At 74.9% G+C, this 18,926-nt stretch carries 18 protein-coding genes and 1 pseudogene; 8 read left to right on the plus strand and 11 right to left on the minus strand.

All coding sequences use genetic code 11. From position 1 onward, the window contains the following. Positions 1–36 precede the first annotated feature (36 nt). The gene (locus tag ACFRAR_RS19095) at positions 37–648 is read left to right on the plus strand and encodes a hypothetical protein (protein WP_380699268.1); all 612 of its coding nucleotides are present in this window, start codon (positions 37–39) and stop codon (positions 646–648) included. On the opposite strand, the gene ACFRAR_RS19100 is transcribed toward ACFRAR_RS19095, so the two are convergent. The 3 genes from ACFRAR_RS19100 to ACFRAR_RS19110 all read right to left on the minus strand — a co-directional run bounded on the left by ACFRAR_RS19100 (position 639) and on the right by ACFRAR_RS19110 (position 5,549). Beyond that, positions 639–2,891, minus strand: a complete 2,253-nt coding sequence (locus ACFRAR_RS19100; RefSeq protein ID WP_380699269.1) for an acyltransferase family protein — start codon at positions 2,889–2,891, stop codon at positions 639–641. The genes ACFRAR_RS19095 and ACFRAR_RS19100 overlap by 10 nt on opposite strands. 129 nt (positions 2,892–3,020) lie before the next feature. Next, positions 3,021–4,760 (minus strand): glycosyltransferase family 2 protein, encoded by a 1,740-nt coding sequence (locus tag ACFRAR_RS19105; RefSeq protein WP_380699270.1) that lies wholly within the window; start codon positions 4,758–4,760, stop codon positions 3,021–3,023. A 186-nt stretch (positions 4,761–4,946) separates the two neighbouring features. Then, positions 4,947–5,549, minus strand: coding sequence for a GNAT family N-acetyltransferase (locus tag ACFRAR_RS19110; protein ID WP_380699271.1), 603 nt, complete (start codon positions 5,547–5,549; stop codon positions 4,947–4,949). Positions 5,550–5,969: 420 nt separating this feature from the next. On the opposite strand from ACFRAR_RS19110, the gene ACFRAR_RS19115 reads away from it, so the two are divergent. Beyond that, positions 5,970–6,860: a lysozyme gene (locus ACFRAR_RS19115; RefSeq protein ID WP_380699272.1), complete on the plus strand. Its 891-nt coding sequence runs from the start codon at positions 5,970–5,972 to the stop codon at positions 6,858–6,860. A 78-nt stretch (positions 6,861–6,938) separates the two neighbouring features. On the opposite strand, the gene ACFRAR_RS19120 is transcribed toward ACFRAR_RS19115, so the two are convergent. Continuing rightward, positions 6,939–7,568 (minus strand): maleylpyruvate isomerase N-terminal domain-containing protein, encoded by a 630-nt coding sequence (locus tag ACFRAR_RS19120; RefSeq protein WP_380699273.1) that lies wholly within the window; start codon positions 7,566–7,568, stop codon positions 6,939–6,941. Between ACFRAR_RS19120 and ACFRAR_RS19125 the strand changes: the two are divergent. The 4 genes and pseudogenes from ACFRAR_RS19125 to ACFRAR_RS19140 all read left to right on the plus strand — a co-directional run. Then, positions 7,567–7,761: pseudogene (locus tag ACFRAR_RS19125) on the plus strand (hypothetical protein); the annotation flags it as partial. The gene ACFRAR_RS19120 and the pseudogene ACFRAR_RS19125 sit on opposite strands and share 2 nt — an antisense overlap. A gap of 357 nt (positions 7,762–8,118) precedes the next feature. Next, the gene (locus ACFRAR_RS19130; RefSeq protein WP_380699274.1) at positions 8,119–8,844 is read left to right on the plus strand and encodes a TetR/AcrR family transcriptional regulator; all 726 of its coding nucleotides are present in this window, start codon (positions 8,119–8,121) and stop codon (positions 8,842–8,844) included. Between the two features lie 96 nt (positions 8,845–8,940). Beyond that, positions 8,941–9,270 carry a hypothetical protein gene (locus tag ACFRAR_RS19135; RefSeq protein WP_380699275.1) on the plus strand — a complete coding sequence of 110 codons (330 nt, stop codon included), beginning with the start codon at positions 8,941–8,943 and terminating at the stop codon, positions 9,268–9,270. Between the two features lie 17 nt (positions 9,271–9,287). Beyond that, on the plus strand, positions 9,288–10,361 hold the full coding sequence (locus ACFRAR_RS19140; RefSeq protein WP_380699276.1) for a M14 family metallopeptidase: 1,074 nt from the start codon (positions 9,288–9,290) through the stop codon (positions 10,359–10,361). A gap of 156 nt (positions 10,362–10,517) precedes the next feature. On the opposite strand, the gene ACFRAR_RS19145 is transcribed toward ACFRAR_RS19140, so the two are convergent. The 4 genes from ACFRAR_RS19145 to ACFRAR_RS19160 form a co-directional block, all read right to left on the minus strand. Continuing rightward, a complete protein-coding gene (locus ACFRAR_RS19145) occupies positions 10,518–11,900 on the minus strand; it encodes a hypothetical protein (protein WP_380699277.1) in 1,383 nt (460 codons plus the stop codon). Between the two features lie 6 nt (positions 11,901–11,906). Further along, positions 11,907–12,728: a hypothetical protein gene (locus ACFRAR_RS19150; RefSeq protein ID WP_380699278.1), complete on the minus strand. Its 822-nt coding sequence runs from the start codon at positions 12,726–12,728 to the stop codon at positions 11,907–11,909. Continuing rightward, complete coding sequence (locus ACFRAR_RS19155; protein WP_380699279.1) at positions 12,725–13,135, minus strand: hypothetical protein; 411 nt, start codon at positions 13,133–13,135, stop codon at positions 12,725–12,727. The genes ACFRAR_RS19150 and ACFRAR_RS19155 overlap by 4 nt, the downstream gene beginning before the upstream one ends. A gap of 347 nt (positions 13,136–13,482) precedes the next feature. Then, positions 13,483–14,109, minus strand: a complete 627-nt coding sequence (locus ACFRAR_RS19160) for a TetR/AcrR family transcriptional regulator (protein WP_380699280.1) — start codon at positions 14,107–14,109, stop codon at positions 13,483–13,485. Between the two features lie 202 nt (positions 14,110–14,311). Between ACFRAR_RS19160 and ACFRAR_RS19165 the strand changes: the two genes are divergently transcribed. Next, positions 14,312–15,070 carry an SDR family oxidoreductase gene (locus ACFRAR_RS19165; RefSeq protein ID WP_380699282.1) on the plus strand — a complete coding sequence of 253 codons (759 nt, stop codon included), beginning with the start codon at positions 14,312–14,314 and terminating at the stop codon, positions 15,068–15,070. Positions 15,071–15,160: 90 nt separating this feature from the next. Here the strand turns inward: ACFRAR_RS19165 and ACFRAR_RS19170 are convergent, their stop codons facing one another. Then, the gene (locus ACFRAR_RS19170; RefSeq protein ID WP_380699284.1) at positions 15,161–16,006 is read right to left on the minus strand and encodes an NAD(P)H-binding protein; all 846 of its coding nucleotides are present in this window, start codon (positions 16,004–16,006) and stop codon (positions 15,161–15,163) included. Between the two features lie 105 nt (positions 16,007–16,111). On the opposite strand from ACFRAR_RS19170, the gene ACFRAR_RS19175 reads away from it, so the two are divergent. Then, a complete protein-coding gene (locus ACFRAR_RS19175; protein WP_380699285.1) occupies positions 16,112–16,525 on the plus strand; it encodes a winged helix-turn-helix transcriptional regulator in 414 nt (137 codons plus the stop codon). A gap of 38 nt (positions 16,526–16,563) precedes the next feature. On the opposite strand, the gene ACFRAR_RS19180 is transcribed toward ACFRAR_RS19175, so the two are convergent. Then, positions 16,564–17,397 carry an arylamine N-acetyltransferase gene (locus ACFRAR_RS19180; RefSeq protein ID WP_380699286.1) on the minus strand — a complete coding sequence of 278 codons (834 nt, stop codon included), beginning with the start codon at positions 17,395–17,397 and terminating at the stop codon, positions 16,564–16,566. A 142-nt stretch (positions 17,398–17,539) separates the two neighbouring features. Further along, complete coding sequence (locus ACFRAR_RS19185; RefSeq protein WP_380699287.1) at positions 17,540–18,820, minus strand: esterase; 1,281 nt, start codon at positions 18,818–18,820, stop codon at positions 17,540–17,542. Positions 18,821–18,926 lie beyond the last annotated feature (106 nt).

Below are 18,926 nucleotides of genomic sequence, written 5' to 3' on the forward strand. Positions count from 1 at the left end.
AAAAGGTTCGAGGGGGGCCGCTGGAAGGACGAGCGCATGACTGACCAGCCCACCGGAGGGCAGTGGCAGTGGCCGCAGAACGCTTGGCAGCCGCCGCCGGCCCCCGCGCACACCCCACCCTTCGCGCCTCCGCCGCCGAGGCGCCTGTCGCGCAAGGCCTGGACGGCCGCGATGGTGGGGACGGGCGCCCTGCTGGCCTCGGTCCTGGCCATGTGCGGTCCGGGAGAGGGTGACGAGACGCAGCTGACGGCGCTGCCGGACGCCTCGCCCTCCGCCTCGGAGTCGGGGGCGCACCAGCTGTCGGCCTCCCCGTCGGCGCTCACGCCCGCGCCCTCCCCGCTGCCGCCGCCCACCCCGGGGGCGACGACGGGCGGGCCCGGCACCGCGGGCGGGCTGGGCGCGGCGACGAGCCCCGGGGCCGCCCCGGCGGCCGACTCCCAGCCCGCCTCGGCGAGCGCCCACCCCAAGCCGGCGCACGGCCAGCACAGCACCGCGCCCGCCCACGGCTCGTCGGGCGCGGCCGCCCCGACGGGTGCCGGGGCGGGGTCGGGCGGCGGCCGGACCAGCATCTGCGACCAGGCCGAGCGGGCCGGTCACTGGCCGGCCGGGTCGGACCAGGCCCGGCTCTGCCACAGCGTCTACGGCTGAGCCGGCCCCGGAGCCCCGGACGCGCTCGCAGGCACGGACGCGCTCGGAGCCCCGGACGCGCCCGGCGGAACGGACGCGCTCGCAGGCACGGCCGCACCCGGACCGGTCGCGGCCCCCAGCAGCCCCTTGTCCAGCCGGGGTGCCAGCACCCGCGCCAGGGTGTCGGTGATGTGCCCGGTGTCCCGGTACAGCACCACGCCCTCCAGCACCGCCGGGCAGGAGGGCCCGGTGCCGGGGCACAGCAGCGGGCCGAGGTCCAGGGTCCGTACGCCGTACCGGGCCGCGAGCCCGCCGTCCAGCAGCGGGTCCGGCTCGAAGGCGGTGTCGCGCGGGAAGGCGCAGGCGTCCGAGCGCCCGTCGGAGGCGGCCAGACAGGTCGGGATGTCCTTGCCGGGCATCGGGGTGTCGCCGAGGTAGGCGAGCGGGACGCCGAGGGCGGTGAGGCGGTCGAGGGTGCGGGTCCAGCCCTCGGCGCGCTCCTGCGGGCCGCCGTAGCGGTTCAGGCCGGCCATCAGCACGAGGCGCGGCGCGGGGCCGGAGGCCAGCCGGGTGAGGGTGTTCTCGCGCCAGCGGTCGCACTCCTCGAAGGTGCGGCCGAGCACGTCGTTGCGCACGGTGAGGGTGGCCAGCGGGCAGCCGGGTTTGACCAGGACCTCCAGGCCCCAGTGGCGCTGCTCGGCGAGGGCGAGGGCGGCGGAGATCCACTGCCCGGCGTGCGAGTCGCCGAGCAGCACGATCCGGTCTGAGCCGCTCTCGGCGCCGAACAGGCAGCGCGGGCTGCGGTCGGCGTTGAGCGGGATCTCGCAGCCCTGGCCGGGCGGGAAGTCCTCCCGGGCCCGGGCGAGCGGGGGCGTCAGGGCGAGCACCCGGCCGCCGGGGGCGAGCAGGCCGGGGCCGTCGACGGCCCCGGCGGGGGCCGCCACCGGCGCGGCGGAGGGGTCGCCGAGGGCCCGCACGGTGCCGCCGCCGAGGGTGAGCGCGGCGATCAGCGGGATGACCAGGGCGCTGGCGCCGACCGCGAGCCCGCGCCGGGGCGCGGGGCTGCTGCCGTACCGCAGCGGCTGTTCGACCAGCCGCAGGGTGAGCCAGGCGGGCAGCGCGCTGGCGGCGGTGAGCGCGAGCAGGGTGGTCCAGGGCAGCGCGCCGTAGCGGGCCTGGGCGATGGTCAGCACCGGCCAGTGCCACAGGTACCAGGCGTACGAGAGGCGTCCGGCGGCGCGCAGCGGGCGGGCGGCGAGCAGGCGTCCGGCGTCGAGGGGGCCCCGCCCGGCGTCGGCGGCGCCGAGCGGGCCGTGCCCGGCGAGCAGGACGGCGGCGGCACCGAGGACGGGCAGCAGCGCGGCGGTGCCGGGGAACGGCGTGGTGCGGTCGTAGAGGACCACCGGTGCCAGCACGGCCGCGAGGCCGCCCCAGCCGAGCACCCGCAGCGTCCGGCGCACCGGGCGCCGCTCGGCGCGGGCGGCCAGGGCCGGGCCCGCGAGGGCCGCGCAGGCACCGGCCGCGAACTCCCAGAGCCGGCTGCCGGTGGAGAAGTAGGCGAGCGGCGCCGAGGTGGCCGTCCAGCGCAGGCAGAGTGCCAGCGAGAGGCCGCCGACGGCCAGCGTGGCGGTGGTGATCGCGATGGTGCGGCGGCGCCCGTGCAGGCAGCGGGCGAGGCCGAGCAGCAGGACGCCCCACAGCAGGTAGAACTGGTTCTCCACGGCCAGTGACCAGAAGTGCTGCAGGGGGCTGGGGTCGCGTCCGGCGGCCAGGTAGTCGGTCTGCTCGCCGACGAAGCGCCAGTTGGCGAACTGTCCGGCGGCGGCGATCAGGTCGCGGGCGAGGTCGGTGCCGCGCAGCGGGTCGAGCAGCGCGCCGCCGGCGGCGGCGGTGGCGACCAGCACGGTGGCGGCGGCGGGCAGGATGCGCCGGGCCCGGCGGGCGGCGAAGTCCCCCAGGCCGAGCGGGCGGCCGACGAGCAGGCCGGTGATCAGGAAGCCGGAGATGACGAAGAAGACGTCGACGCCGACGTAGCCGCCGGTGAGGCCCGGGACGGCGGAGTGGAAGGCGAGGACGGAGAGCACGGCGAGGCCGCGCAGCCCCTCGATGTCGGGGCGGAAGGCGGTGCGCGGCCCGGGCCGCCCGCGCTCGGCGACGGTGTCGCGCCGTCGGTCGGCGGGATTCCGGTCCACCCGGACGACGCCGGGCAGCAGGTCGGTGTGCGTCTCGGAGGAGGACGACGTCGGTGGTACGGCCGTTGGCACGGCGGTGCTCCTTGCAGGGCTGGCAGCGGTTGTCGGGCCCGCCGGGCCGATGGGGCGGCCGGGCGGTGTCCGCGCCGGTGGGGCGACGCGCAAGGAACCTTGGTTCCGGAACAGCGAATTGACGATTCGTCAGAACATCATCGGATCGGCCCAGCCGGATGCCAGCAGCCCGCACAGCAGCAGCACGGCGGTGACGGCGACGGCCTCGGAGCGTCCGAACCCGAGGTCCGAGCGCCCCGGCGCGGGCGCGGCGACCTCACCGACGGCGGCGCCCTTGCCACCGTTCGCGCCCTTCGACAGCGGCCACAGCTCCCGGATCAGCGGGACCATGGTGTACGCGGTGAGCGCGAGCAGCCCGGCGAGCGCCCAGTACGGCCGCCAGCCGTACAGCAGCGCGGCCCGGACCAGCCCGGCGGCGCCCGCGAGGACGACGAGCCCGAGCCAGCCGACCCCGATCCGGGCGACGGCACGGGCGAGCGAACCGCCGCCGGAGACGGCGCCGGTGGGCACCCAGTCGGCGGAGCGGCGGCGCAGCGCGTGGGCGATGGCGACCACGTGGCAGAGCCCGCCGAGGAGCTGGACCCGGGTGACCTCGAAGCGCCAGCGGGTGCGGGACATCGCGGGCAGCAGCACCAGGGCGACCCAGATCGGCGGCAGGAACGGCAGCACCTGCCAGGGCCGGATCTCCTCGGGCCTGAAGTACAGCATGATCAGGGCGGGCAGCGGCACGGCGAAGACGTTCACCGCGCTGGTGACGTAGCCGAGGATGCCGTTCCAGAAGCAGAGCCGGGCGGACCTCGGCAGCGGGCCGCGGCGGAAGTCCGGGTCGCGGACCAGGGCCAGGGAGCCGAGGCACCAGCGGTACTGCTGGCTGATGAAGGCGGGCAGGCCGGTGGGCGACATGCCCTTGGCGACCAGCGCGGGGACGTAGCGGGTGGCCCATCCGGCGCGGGCGAGGGCGAGGCCGGTGTAGAGGTCCTCGCTGTGGTCGATCTCGGCGAAGCCGCCGATCCGCTTCAGCGCGGCGCGGCGGTAGAGGGCGTTGGTGCCGCAGCAGACGGTGCCGTCCTGGGCGTCCCGGGAGGGCTGGATCCAGCGGTAGAAGATCTCCTGGGTCGCTCCCGCCGCGCGTTCGAGCCAGGACATGTCGGCGTCCGTGTCGAAGCACTGCGGGCTCTGCACGATGCCGACCTCGGGGTTGTCGAGGTAGGGCACCAGGTGATGCAGGAAGTCGGGGCGGGGGCAGAAGTCGGCGTCCAGGACGGCGACGATCTCGCCGCTGCCCTCGGCCAGGCCGTGGTTGAGGTTGCCGGCCTTCTTGAACCGGCCCCGGTCGGGGCGGGCACGGTACCGGAAGCCGTAGGACTCGGCGAGTTCGCGCACCTCGGGGCGGTCGGCGTCGTCGAGCACCAGGACGGTCAGCTCGCCGGGCCACCGGACGGCGGCGGTGTACCGGTAGGCGTTGTCCAGGACGGCGAGCGGCTCGCCGGCGGTGGGCAGCAGCAGGTCCACGCTCGGGTGGCGGGCGGGGCTCCAGGCGCGCAGCAGCAGGTCGTGCGAGTCTCGGGTGAAGCGGCGGGCGCGCTGGCCGTCGGCGAGCGAGAGCAGCCAGGTGGCCGCGTTGAGCACGGTGAGCACCAGGAACGGCCAGAGCAGCGGCTTGCTGAGGGCGAACAGGCCGAGCGTGGCGGTGGCTCCCGCGTAGGAGAGGGTGGCGCAGAGCAGCACCCATCGGCGCTGCGGGCCGAAGTACCAGTAGAGCTCCTGGTCGTCCGGCGGGCCGGGCAGTCGGTGGCCGTCGGGGTCCGCGGGTGTCCGGCGCGGACCGGTTTCGGGTGCGGGCATGGCGGTGCCATGGAGTACGGGCATGCGGAAATGGCCCCCCTGGGCAGCGGACGGTACGTGGCCGTTCGCGCCCAGCCTCTCACATTGGCCTAGACCAATAATGAACGAGGTATGACATCTCCGCATCGCCCCTGCTCACCGAATTGACCCCCCGTCACCTGCGAAGATCCGGTCGAGCGAAGCTGAACCGGACCCCGAGGGCGAGCCGTTTCAGAGGGCCGTCAACTCCTTGACGAGGTGCACGAACCGGAGGTCCGGCCGCCGCGGGACGCCGAAGTCCTCGTCGCCGTACGGGAACGGGCTGAACTCGCCGTTGCGCCGGAAGCCGCGCCGCTCGTACCAGGCGATCAGCTCGGGGCGCTGCTCGATCACCGTCATCTCCATCGCGCCGACGCCCCACTCCTCGGCGGCCAGCCGCTCCGCCTCCGCCAGCACGGCCCGGCCGATACCACCGCCCTGCAGCCCCGGGCGCACCGAGAACATGCCGAAGTAGGCCAGCTCGCCGCGCCGCTCCAGCTGGCAGCAGGCGAGCAGCTCGCCGTCGCGCTCGGCCAGCAGCACCAGACCGTCGGGGTGGCCGACCGCCGCGGTGACGGCCTCCGGGTTGGTGCGCCGGCCGCCCAGCAGATCCGCCTCGGTGGTCCACCCGGCCCGGCTGGAGTCGCCGCGGTAGGCGGACTCGACCAGGTCGACCAGGGCCGGGACGTCGGCGGTCGTGGCGGGCCGGAAGGCGGGCTTCCCGCCGGGCCCCGCGGTGTCGGCGGCGGCGTCCGTCGCGGGGTCGGTCGCGGGGTCGGTGGCGGCGTCGGTCATGGCTTGCTCTCTCCTCACGTGCGGGGCCGCCCGTGGTGGCCGGCCCACGGGCATCGTGCCACAGCGCGCCGGAGGCGCCCGGAGCCCGGGCGAGCCCGCCGCCGGGCCCGTCCCGGAGCCACCCCGGGCCGACCGCGGACCGACCGCGGGCCACCCCGGGCCGCCCCGGCGGCGCCCCGCGTCCGCCCGGCGCCGCCGGACGCTCCCCCGGCCTCGTTTCACGGTCGACGGAACCGGCAAAACCGGCAACGCCGACTGCCGGTCACGGCGCTCCGGCCCGTCTGACGTGCGTTCACCATGTGAAAAAAGATGCCTGGCGACGGTGGCGGGTACATGGCTACTCTGCGGTACGGCCGGTCAGACCCCGGCCGTACCGGGTCATTTCGACCTTCCCCACGCTCGGTTCCCGAGGAGTGCCCCATGCACCGCTCTTCCCGTTCCGCCCGTACCGCCCCCGCCGACAGACCGGCCCGCCGCCGCCTGCCCGCCGTGGCCGCCCTCGCCGCCGCGACCGCCCTGGTCGCCGGCGCGGCCGCCCCGGCGTACGCGGCCGAGCCCGCCCCTGTCGCCCCCGCCTCCCAGGCCCGCCCCGGCTTCCACCCCGACCAGGACTTCGCCGGCTCCACCGTCGCCGCCCACGAGGGCCGCGGCAACGGCGCCGCCCCGTTCGCCTCCCTCGCCGCCACCCAGACCCCGGGGCTCGACGTCTCCAGCTACCAGGGCAACGTCAACTGGTCCTCGGTCGCCGCCAACGGCGCCAGGTTCGGCTACGTCAAGGCCACCGAGGGCACCGGCTACACCAACCCGAGCTTCGCCCAGCAGTACAACGGCTCGTACAACGCCGGACTGATCCGCGGCGCCTACCACTTCGCGCTGCCGGACGTCTCCTCCGGCGCCACCCAGGCCACCTACTTCGTCGGCCACGGCGGCGGCTGGTCCGCCGACGGCAAGACCCTGCCGCCCGCGCTGGACATCGAGTACAACCCCTACGGCGCCACCTGCTACGGCCTCAGCCAGAGCGCCATGGTCAGCTGGATCCGCTCCTTCAGCGACACCGTCCACACCCGCACCGGCCGCTATCCCACCATCTACACCACCACCAACTGGTGGAGTCAGTGCACCGGCAACTACAGCGGCTTCGGCGCCACCAACCCGCTGTGGATAGCCCGCTACGCCTCCACCGTCGGCACCCTGCCGGCCGGCTGGGGCTACCAGACCTTCTGGCAGTTCGCCGACTCCGGCACCTTCCCCGGTGACCAGAACTACTTCAACGGCGCGGCCGACCGCCTCCGCGCCCTCGCCCTGGGCTGACCGGGCCGCCCGGCGACAGTCCCCGCACCGGACCGGACCGGACCACCCGGTGCGGGGACCACACCCGAGCCCGCCGAATCAGCGCAGCAGCGGCAGCACCGCCTGCGAACCGCGGCCGGTCGCCGCCTCGATGAACGCCACCGGATCGGCGACCTCCGCCAGCAACCCACGGGTGAAGTGCAGCGCGGCCTCGGCGGGCGGCGGTCCGCCGACGGCCGCGATCAGGTCGAGCAGGTGGACCGTCGCCTCCATCAGCGCCACCTCACCGAGCGCGCCGACCGTCACACTGCCCAGCAGCGGGTGCGCCACCGTGGCCCCCGGCGACAGGTCGGCGAGACCGGCCAACGCGGCCGGGCCCTCGACGCCGAACCGGACGATCAGCGCGGCGGGTTCGGCCACCTCGGCCGCCTGCTTCGCCGCCTCCGCGACCTGCCCGGCAGCGGTGTGCGCGATGCCGCCCGGCCGGTTGTAGGCGCGCAGGATGCCGGCGCCGTCGGTCACCTCGGCCGGTCCGTCGAGGACGGCGGCGCGCAGACCGGTGAACATCTCCGGCACCGGCGCCACGTGCGCGTACAGCTCCCGCACCGTCCAGGCGGGCAGCCGGGTGGGCCGGTCCCAGTCCTCGGAGTCCAGGGCCGCGCCGCGCTCCGCCCAGGAGGCCCAGACCTCGGCCAACAGGACTCGCACCGGATCGTTCTGACTGCTCATCGGCTCTCCTCGGGACCGCGGGACCACGGGGTCGCCCCCACGCTACCCGGCGCCCCGGTTCGGCGTGGCCGTCCCGGTCGGAGCCGCCGGGGCCTACCTGGTCTCGCTCACCGCGCGGACCTCGCTGCGCACCGGCGCCGGCCCGGCACTCGGCGTGGCCACCGCGGACGGGCTGCTCACCGCCCTCGCCGCCCGGCTGCTGCTCGCCTGAGCGCGGCGGGGTGGCAGGGCGGCGGCCATCCAACCGGACACAGGGCCGCAGGGGCGCAGGGGCGCAGGGGCGCAGGCCATGACGGGCGAAGGCCCCAGGGCCGCTACGCAGCGCAGCGCGCTCCGCCGCCTCCCGCCACCGCCGCCCCCACCGCACCAGCCACCCCGCTGACCAGCGGGATCGGCCCGCCCGGCACCGGAATCCACACATCCACCGACGCCCGATTCCTACCTTGTATCCTGGTTCTGTATCCGTTGAGTGACATCCGCCGAAGACCCAGCCCGGCCCCGGCCCGGCCCCGGGCCGACGACGCTGCCACCGACCCGGAGGAGTGCGGACATGGCCGAGCAGGGCGCCCCCGAGAAGCGGGGCCGGCTGAGCCGCCCGCTGGTGCTGGGTGCCGCCGTGGCCCTGGTCGACCGCGAGGGCCTGGCGGCGCTGACCATGCGCAGGCTGGCGACCGAGCTCGGCGTGGAGTCGATGGCCCTGTACCGCTACACCCCGGGCAAGGAAGCCCTGATCGACGGCCTGGTCGAGGCCTACTTCGACGAGATCAACGCCCGGCTGCGCGCCGGCACCCGGCGCGACGCGCCCCGCGCGGACGGCTGGCGGGCCGAACTGCGGCGGATCGCCCAGGCGTTCGCCGCCACCGCGCACGCCCACCCGGAGATCCTGCCGCTGGTCGCGACCCGCCCGCTGGCCGTCCCGGTGGCCCGCCGCCCGGCCTCGGTGCTCGAACTCACCGAGCACATCCTCGCCGTGCTCGGCCGGGCCGGCTTCGACGACGCCCGATCGCTGACCGTCTACCGCACCTTCGTCGCCTGGAACCTCGGCTGCATGCTGGTGGACAAGCGCCAGGTGGTCGACAACCCCAGTGAGCCGGACCCGGTCCTGCGGCTCGGCCTGCACCGGCTGCCCGCCGCCGACTACCCCCGGCTGCGCGCCCTGGTGCCCCGGTTCGCCGACTTCGACGACGACGCGGAGATGCTGGCCGGCCTGGACAGCCTGCTCGGCGGGATGCCGGAACCGCCCCTTGACGGGTTCTACGGCGGCGACGCATCCTGAGGATACGAGGTACACGTCGGACATATCCGCTCCCATCGGCGCCGTGGAGCCGGGCCCCGCAGGCCACGCTCCCCCGGTGCCCGAGAAGAGGCCACCATGTCCGCCGTTCCCATCCGACCATCCCGACCCGACGTCCTCCGGCTCCGTGTCACCGCCAGGGATCCGGACGTCCTGCGCGCGCTGCTGCGTGAGGCCCGCCCCGACACCGGCGGCCGGCCCCGGCTCGAGGCCGACGGCAGCGTCGGCATCGACGTCTACGCCCCCGCCGACCGGATCCCCGCCCTCGAACGCGCGGGTGTCACGGTGACCCGGATCGGCAACGCCAGCGAGGCCGGCCGCGCCGCCCAGGCCGAGGTCGGCACCGGAGACCGGTTCGCCGCCGCCGACGCCGTCCCGCACGGCCTCGCCGCCAAGCCCGCCCGCTGACCCGGGAGGCCGTCATCATGCCGTACCTGAACATCACCGAGGTCGAATCCGCCGTGACCAGCCTGGCCACCGCCTACCCCGGAACGTCCCGGCTGCTCACCCTGCCCGAGCCCTCGATCGAGGGCCGCACGGCCCACGCCCTTCACGTCGGCGCACCCGCCCCGGTCCCCAAGGAGTGCGTGATGCTGATCGGCGGCGTGCACGCCCGCGAGTGGGGCAGCTGCGAGATCCTCGTCCACCTCGCCGCCGACCTGCTGGAGGCCCAGCGCGACGGCACCGGCCTCGGCTACGGCGGCACCGTGTTCACCGCCGAGCAGGTCCAGGGCCTGCTCCAGCGGCTGGACCTGGTGTTCTTCCCGCTGGTCAATCCGGACGGCCGGCTGTTCAGCCAGACCGTCGACCCGATGTGGCGCAAGAACCGCGACCCCGCCAACTCCGGCGGCAGTTCGAACCCGGACTGCGTCGGCGTCGATCTCAACCGCAACTACGACTTCCTCTTCGACTTCGCCACCGCCTTCGCCCCGACCGCCACCCCGCAGGTGTCGGCCGACCCGTGCGACCAGCAGGTGTACGAGGGCCCGAGCGCCTTCTCGGAGCCGGAGACCCGCAACGTCCGCTGGCTGCTGGACCAGTTCCCGCGGACCGGGTGGTTCGTCGACGTGCACAGCTACTCCCAGGACATGCTCTACAACTGGGGCGACGACGACAACCAGTCGACCACCCCCGACATGAACTTCCGCAACAGCCAGTACGACGGCAAGCGCGGCCTGCCCGGCGACCTCGCGTACGCGGAGTACATCCCCAAGACCGACCTCGACACCGCCGTGCTGCTCGCCGAGGCCTTCTGCCAGGGCCTCCACGGCGTGCGCGGGCTGACCTACCAGCCGCTGAGCGGCTTCCACCTGTACCCGACCAGCGGCACCAGCGACGACTACGTCTTCGCCCGCCACTTCGACGACCCCGACCAGGGCAGGGTGCTCGGCTTCACCGTCGAGTGGGGCACCCGGTTCCACCCGCCGTGGGCCGAGATGGAGGAGATCGTCCTCGACGTGGACGCCGGGCTCGTGCAGTTCTGCCTGGCCACCGCCTGAACCACCGGACCGCACCGTCGAACCGCACCCCGAACGGCATCACCGAACCACCCGACCACCGTGCCCGACAGCAGGGCGCCCGCCACGACCGATCGTGACGGGCGCCCGGGCGCGCCTGCTCAGCTCAGGCGGCCCGGCACATGGGGCGGCCCGGCATCAGGCGGCCCGGTGGAAGAAGAACGGGTCGATGGACGGCGGCACCCTGGTCACGCCGTCCGTACTGAGCAGTTGGTGGGTGGTGAAGTTGGCGTTGCGCTGGTACGTCACGCCGACCGGGAAGTTGGCCTGGTCCGGGGTGTTGTTGCCGGCGAAGACGCCGTAGAAGTCCGTCCCGACCGTGACCATCCGGATGTAGTCGCCGAGGTACGGCAGCTGCGATCCCGCCGGGGGGACGTCGCCCGGGGCCTGGTGCAGCACCTGGCTCTCGGTGGTCGCGAAGCCGTCGGCGGTCAGCTCCAGGACCGTCGACCACTGGTTGTGGACCAGCTGCTGGTAGACCAGCCCGACCAGACCGGCGGAGTTGACCGCGAACGACGGGTTCTTGCCGTCGATCACGTCCGCGCGGGCCGTCGACCAGGTCTGCCCCCGGTCGGTCGAGTGCAGGCTGTGCAGCACGTAGTCGGTGGGGGCGGTGCCGCCGAGGTTGTCGCAGTAGGCGATCCACACGCTGTTGGAGTCCGTGGGATCCACCGCGATGGACAGGTCCGCGCCGGTGCGTTCCTGGCCGAGCGTGCGCAGCTGCGGGTTGAACCGGACCGTCCGGGCGGTGGCCGCGCGCTGGCCGGCCGTGCCGTCGGCCGAGTCGAGGAGGTCCTCGAAGGGGGTCGGCCCGATGCCGCCCTTGTCGTCGCGGGTCACCACGACGTCGAAGGTCATCCGGGCCGCCTGGCCGGTGGCGGTGACGCTCATGAACGCGATGTAGACCGTGTTGTCCGGGTGTACGGCGATCCGCACCGGCGGCCCGTCGAAGAGCGTGCCGGCCCGCCGGTCGAGCCGCACGGGCGCGAACCCGGCCGGCGCGGGCCCGCTTCCGGCGTCGGCCGAGACGTCCACGGTGGCGCTGGCGCCGGGCTCCAGCCCGACGTCGTTGTTGCCGATGTACACCCGGTCGGTGCTGTGGCCGTTCGCCGTGACGGTGGCGGCGACCACCCACGGCTGGTCCTCCACGCGCCGGTCGACCAGCACGGTCATCGGCGTGCTCGTGGTGATGGCCGGCGCGCGCAGGATCTGGAGGTCCCCGGTCGTGCCGTTGAGGATGCCCGTGTAGAGGCGGCCTCCCTGTCCGCCGAAGCCGACGCTGATGTCCCCGGTGCCGAGCCGTCCGTTGCCGGGGACGACGCTGTTCAGCACCCAGGTGTCCCCGCCGTCCGTCGAGACGTAGACGGGGGCGAGCGGCCCGTTCATCGGGTCGGGGGTGAAGGCGGTCGCGACCAGTTCGGCCGGGTTCTCCGGGTTGACCGCGAGGTTGGGCTCACTGTCCAGGTTGGTGTCGCCGCTCAGCGCCCTGGGGGTGATGTCGACGACCTTGATGGTGGGCATGCCGGGTCACCTCCGTTCCCGCAGCACGGCGAGCTTCTGCGCCGGCTGGTAGTCGTCGGGGTCGAGCAGCCGGTACGGCGCCCGGGCGGCCAGGTCGCCCTCGGTGGCGTGCAGCAGCCACAGGCCCAGCTGTCCCGGCACCGGTTTGGGCACCCGGCTCCAGCGGACGTCCCCGCTGCTCGGGTAGAGGACGGTGGTCCGTCCGGGGGTGAGCCCGCCGGACTCGACGTGCGAGACGTCGAGCGTGGCGCGCCACCAGTGCGGGGCGTGCTCGGAGTACTCCGGCAGCCCGAGATCCTCCAGGCCGACCGCGGTGGCGACGACGACGGCGTCCGCCTCGTCGGCGTGCGCGGCCAGGTCCTGGTCACGGATCTCCCGCTGCACCGAGGAGAAGGGCAGTTCGTCGGCCGTGGTGGCGGCGAGCGAGACGTGCGGGCGTACGGCCTCGACCGGCAGCCTGCCGACCTCGGTGACACCCAGGCCCTCCCCGTAGACCATCCCCCGGGTGAAGAAGGCGGCCGCGTCGCCGACCTTCAACAGCTCGGCGTCGGCGGCCAGTTGGACGGTGATCTCGCTGCCGCCCAGCTGCCGGAAGGCGTCGGGCGCGTGCAGCACCTGGTCCACCCGGACCACGGCCGTCCGTTCGTTCCTGGCCTCGGCCGGGACGGCGGCGAGCGAGGTGCCGCCGACCCGGGTGACGGTGCCCAGGAAGCTCAGCGGCGCGCTCCGGACGAGCTCGGTCAGCCGGGCCGCGGCGGCGGGTGCGGCGGCGGCGGATGCGGTAGCGGGTGCGGTAGCGGGTGCGGCGGCGGGTGCGGTGCCGGTCATGACGGCCCTCCGATCCGGTCACCGGGCCGTAGGGCCGGGGCCGGGCGCTCCCGGCGCCACTCGAACCGCGCGCCGAGCGCACAGGCGGCGGTGACGGCGGCCGCCAGTGCGACCACCAGCCATTCCACCGTGCCGCTGCCGGCGTCCGGGTCGAGGCCGAGCAGCGTCTCGATCCACTGCGGCCACAGGAGGGTGAGCAGGAACAGGAGCCCGGACAGCCCGCCGAGGGCCGTCTCCAGCCAGAAGCGGGGACGGACCGGACTCGATCGCCGGTCGGGGCTCAGTGGTTGGTCGGGGGTCGGTCGCCGGTTGGGACTCGGTGGTTGGTCGGGGCTCGATCGCCGGCCGGAACTCGGCCGCCGGTCGGAACTCGGCCGTCGGTCGGGTCCGGCTTGCCGGAGAGGCATCACTGCGCCTCCCCTCTCCCTCCACCCGGGCCGCGCCGGGCGCGTCTGGCGCGCCGTCCCCGCGCCGCCGGGCCGCACTGGCCCACTGGCGCGGCCGGCCGGACCGGCCCGGGTCGGGGTCTGCTCCCGTCGGAGCCGCCGGTCGGGGGCGTGGCCGCCGCGGGAGGGGTGCTGCTGGGGTGCGCGGCGCTGGGCCGCGCGGGGGTCCGTCCGTCTGTCCGGGCCGGGCGGCGCCGGGCTGCGGCGCCGTATGCGTACGAGGCACACGTACGAGGGACACGTACTTCGTATACGAGTCTGCTCGCACCCCGCGAGCAGGTCAAGGGCGGATCGGGCGGCTTCCCGGCTCAGACCCGGGCGCCCAGCATCCGCAGCACCAACTCCCCGTAGCGGCGGCCGAGTTCCTCCGGCACCTCGGTGGAGTTTCCGGTGTACCAGCGGGAGACGTCGATCCCCAGCGAGGTGACCGCCCGGGCCGCCGTCCGCACCTCGGCCACCTGGAACTCGCCGGCCGCCGCGCCCTCCTCGATCAGCGCGCTGACCTCGCGCTCGATGTCCAGGCGCAGCGTCGCGACCACCGCGTAGGCGTCCTCGGGCAGCGCGTGCAGCTCGTAGTTGACCACCCGGCCGACGGTGCGGGCCCGGGCGTGCCAGGCGGTGAACTGCTCGACCAGCCGGCGCATCCGCTCGGCCGGGCCGCCCGGTCCGGCCGCCGCGTCGCGCACCAGGGCCAGTGTGGCGGTGTGCCCGGCCTGGCTGATCTCGGCGAGCAGCGCGGCCTTCGACTGGTAGTGGATGTACAGGGCGGCCGGGCTCATCCCCGCGGCGGTGGCGATGTCCCGGGTGGTGGTGGCGTGGAAGCCGCGCTCCGCGAACGACTCGACGGCGGCCTGGAGCAGCCGGTACGCCGCTTCGGGGCGGGCGTCGGCGCCGGGCAGGGTCGGCCAGAGGTCGGCGAGCGGGGTGCTGGTCATGGCGTCATCCTCCCAGAGAACTCGTACAGGCATTCCCGCCCGGCGCCCCGCGGACCGGACGGACGTTCGACGGGCGGACCCGGCGGGCCGTCGCGCTCGGCGAGGCCGGCGGACTGTTGACAGGCTCCCGCATCGACAGCATGCTGAGCAAGCGCTTAGTCATCGGCTGGCGGCGATCCCCGCACGAAAGGCAGGACGATCCGTGGTGCACTCCTTCAAGAGCAGGGTGGCCGTCGTCACCGGATCGAGCCGGGGCATCGGCCTCGGCATCGCCCGCGAGCTGGTCGACCGCGGGGCCCAGGTCTGCCTCACCGCCCGCAACCCGGAGCCGCTCGCCGAGGCCGTCCGCGACCTGGGCGGCCCGGACCACGCGATCGCCGTCGCGGGCAAGGCCGACGACCCGGCGCACCAGGAGGAGGCGGTCACCCGCACCCTGGAGGCCTTCGGCCGGCTCGACCACCTGGTCAACAACACCGGCATCAACCCGGTGTACGGGCCGGTCCTGGAGACCGACGAGGCCGCCGCCGCCAAGATCCTCGCCGTGAACGTGCTGGCCCCGCTGGCCTGGACCCGCCGCGCGCACGCCGCCTGGATGGGCGAGCACGGCGGCTCGGTCGTCAACGTCGCCTCCATCGCGGGCATCCGCTCCTCGCTCGGCATCGGCATGTACGGCGTGAGCAAGGCCGCGCTGATCCGGCTCACCACCGAACTCGCCGCCGAGCTGGGCCCCCAGGGCATCCGGGTCAACGCCGTCGCCCCCGCCGTGGTCAAGACCAAGTTCGCCGAGGCCCTGTACGAGGGCCGCGAGGAGAAGGTCGCCAAGGCCTACCCGCTCGGCCGCCTCGGCGTCCCCGAGGACATCGCCGGCGCCGTCGCCTTCCTGCTCTCCCCGGACGCCGGCTGGATCACCGGCCAGACCCTCGTCCTGGACGGCGGGGTCACCCTCGGCGGCGGTCTGTGACCGCCGGGCGAATGGCCTCGCGCGGCTGCACCCCTCGCAGCTGAACCCCGAGGGGACGGACCCCGAGCGGCTGAACCCCGAGGGGCGCGCTCAGCGCCCCGCGGCGATGACCTCCAGGGCCGGGCGGGGCGCGCGGCCGAGCAGGGCGGCGAGGTCGCCCGGCCCGCCCGGGCCGGCCAGGAAGCCATGGGCGATGGCCGAGTAGGTGCCCACCAGCATCGGCACCTGGACGTCCAGCGCGTCCGAGGCCGCCGCCGCCGTCCGGGCGTCGGCCAGGCGGCCCGGCCGGTACTCGGCGCCGAGCGCCTCGGCCACCTCCGCCCCGCCCAACCCCCGCTCCCCCACCAGCTCGTAGGTCCGGCCCGCGTGGGCCCCCGGGTCCAGGGCGACGTTCACCGCCACCTCGGCGAGGTCCGCCCGGGCCACCGCGGCGAGCTTCCCGTCGCCGAGCGGGGCGCCGATCACCCCCTCCGGGCCGGGCGCGGCGATCGTCCCGAGGAACTCGGCGTACAGGCCGTTGCGCAGCACCGTCCAGCGCAGGGTCGCGGACTCGCGCAGCCGGCGCTCGGTCCACCGGTGGGCGAGGGCGTAGGGCAGGTGGTCGCCGTCGCCGGAGAGGCTGGTGTAGATCACGTGCTGGACGTCGGCCCGCTCGGCCGCCTCGATCGCGGCGCCGTGCCGGGCGATCACCACGTCGTCCTCGGCGGCGCCGGCCGAGATCAGCAGCAGGGTGCGCACGCCGGCGAAGGCCTCAGCCAGCGTCCGCGGGCGGTCGAAGTCCACCAGCCGGGCGGGTGTTCCGGCCGGCGTTCCGGCCGGTGCCGTGGCGGGGACGCGGTCCGGGGTGCGCGAGCCGGCCACCACGCCCTCGCGTCCGGCGAGCCGCTCCAGCACGAGCGCGCCCAGTCCTCCGTTGACACCGGTGACGAGCAGCATGGGGTTCCTCCAGGGATGATCGACGGGTGATCGGCGGACGCGATCGGTCGTCGGCGACGTGACCATCCTCGATAGCCTGGGCGTCCGGCGTAAGGAGGCACTTTCATGTCAGCAGGGCACACCGCGGTAACCACCCCCCGCCCGGTGGTCTGGTGCGAGGACGGCGTGGACTGCGGGATCCGCGATCTGCTGGACCGCCTCGGCGACAAGTGGTCCGTCCTCGCCGTCGTCGAACTCGCCCAGGGCGTGCGGCGGTTCCGCGAGTTGCAGCGCGCGCTGCCGGGCATCTCCCAGCGGATGCTGACGCTGACCGTGCGCCGCCTGGAGCGGGACGGCGTGGTCTCGCGGACCGTCCACCCGACCGTCCCGCCGCAGGTGGAGTACGAGCTGACCCCGCTCGGCCACAGCCTGACCCACCTGGTGCGGGCGATGACGGACTGGTCGTACGACCACCACGACGCCATCGTCGACTCCCGGCAGCGGTGGGACGCGGCCAACCCGGGCTCCGAGATCCGCTAAGGTCCGGCGACGGGGTCCGGCGGCGGGGTCCGGGGCGGCTACTTCTCGGCCTCCCGCAGCTCGTGCGCGGTCCGGACGCGCCGCCACAGCCGCTCCCGGGCGGGGGCGTCGATGTCGGCCAGGTCCAGCCGGAACACGCCGGTCAGCATGTCGAACCACTCCTCGGCCGAGTCGATGGTCCGCTCGTCCGTGCCCCCGGCCTCGATCCGGCGCAGCACGCAGCCGCGCAGCGAGTACGCGCCCTTGGCGTCGCGGATCTGGGCCATGAGGACGCGGGTGAAGCCGGACTCCGGCGAGGTGGACAGCCGGACGTGCTCCTCGGTGAAGGAGGAGAGTTCCACCGGGCCCGTCGCGAAGTCCAGCGCGGTGAACCCACCGCCGGGCACCTTGGTGAACCGCCAGCCGCCGGGCAGCGCCTCCGACGGGGCCAGTGTGTAGCTGTACGGCTCCTGGGTGTAGGTGCCTTCGCGCAGCGGCAGCGGCTCGTACAGGATGTTGGCGAGCCCGGTGTCGACCAGCCACCGCTCGCCGTCGAGCCACACGCTGAGCGTGAGGTGGTTGCCGACCACGCCCGCCGGGTCGTCCGGGTGGTCCTGCACCGAGCCCCAGTGCCGGGTGACGTCGTAGCCGAGGGCGGTCAGCAACTCGCTGAAGGCCCCGTTGAGATGGAAGCAGTAGCCGCCGCGCCCGCGCAGGATGCGGGCCACGGACTCCTCGGCACTGATGCCCGTCGGCCGCTCCAGGTGGATGTCGATGGTCTCGTAGGCTATCCGCTCCGCGTGCGCCCGGTGCAGCGCCCACAGTGCCTCGGCGGTCGGGGCCGCCGGGCGGTCCACCCCCAGCGCGGCCAGGTACCTGTCGACGTCGATCATGCTCTCCCCTGCCGCCCGCCGGTCACCATCCGGAACTCACCGCCCGGAACGGCGATCAGGATAGTCGCCGGTGCCGACACCCGTACCGGATCGGTCGTTTCCCCGTCACGTACGGCGACCGCCGAACCGTCTCCACCGGCCCCTACCGCTCGTACGCCATCTCCGGGAAGCGCGCCGAGGGCCCGTCCAGCAGGTGGTCGTCCTGGCCGCGCAGCCAGCGGTCGAAGAAGGACGCGACGTACGAGCGGGTGGCGAGTTCGGCGCGGCCCGGGCGGATGTCGCCGACGTCCTGCCGCAGTTGGGACGAGCTGAGCACGCCCTGCCGGGCGAGCTGCGGCAGCAGCGACTGGGCGTCGGTGTACGAGCCGTGGCGGGAGCCGGTGAGGGTGACGTCGGCGTGCCAGCCGGTACTGTGCTGCCAGAGGGCCTTCCAGCCGGGCTGGTTGCGGTAGTTGCCGGATTCCTCGCTCCCGGAGCCCATCAGCAGGAACGGCCGGTGCAGACCGTCCTCGGCGACGGTGGGCAGGAAGACGCCCTCGTGGCCGTCCGGCCCGGGGAAGTGCATCTGCCCGTCCATGTTGATGCCGGCCGCGATCCGCGGGTCGTCGTGCATGGCCTGGAGCGCGGTGAACCCGCCCGCCGACTGGCCGACCATGCCGATCCGCCCGAGGTCGGGCGACCCGGCCAACCCGGCGGGCAGGCCCGGCCGTTCGCCGAGCCGGGCGAGCTGGTCCAGCACGAAGCGGGTGTCGGCCACCCGGGTGTCCAGCGCCTTGCGCAGCACCGCGCCGATGTCCAGACCGGGCGTGCCGATCATCCCGGGGAACACCGAGGTCGCCAGGTCGCCGTCGGGGAAGGCGACTTCGGAGGCCTCGTAGGTGTGGTCGACGGTGACGACCAGGTAGCCGCGCGAGGCGAGGTCCTCGACCAGCGCCGTCCCCCAGGTGCGCGGGTCGCCGAGGCCGGGCGAGTACAACACGACCGGGCGCGGGCCGCCGGGCAACGCCGGGGCGTCCTTGCGGGCGTGGGTGCGGATGGCCGACCAGTCGGTGCGGCCGGGCGCGGTGCCGTAGTTGCGCAGGGCGACGCCGTCCGGGCCGTCGAAGTGCGCCCCGGCGGCGGGCTCCATGTACGGGGCGCGGTCCTCGCCGGCGGCCGGGTGGGAGGTCGGGTACCAGAGGCTGACCATCAGCTCGCGCCGCTGCCCGGACCGCCACGGGTCCTCCCGTCCGGCGTCGGTGAGGTGCAGCGCGGTGGTGCCGATCGGGTACGGCCCGCTGGGCTCCGGCAGCCAGGCCCGCGCCCGCCGCCCGGGGCCCGCGTCCCCCGGCCCCGCCGCGACCGCCCCGGTCGCGGCGATCGTGCCCAGTGCCGTCGCCGCCGCCAGCAGGACCGCCACCGCGGCCCGTCCCGGATTGCCCATGGTCGTCCTCCGTGTTCCGATCGATCGAACACGCAGGACACTACGGGCGGGTGCGGGTCGCGGCCGTCCTCCCAGGGAGCCAACCGGCCCCTGAATATCCGGGCAT

Source organism: Kitasatospora sp. NPDC056651, from assembly GCF_042792155.1.
Lineage (GTDB): Bacteria > Actinomycetota > Actinomycetes > Streptomycetales > Streptomycetaceae > Kitasatospora.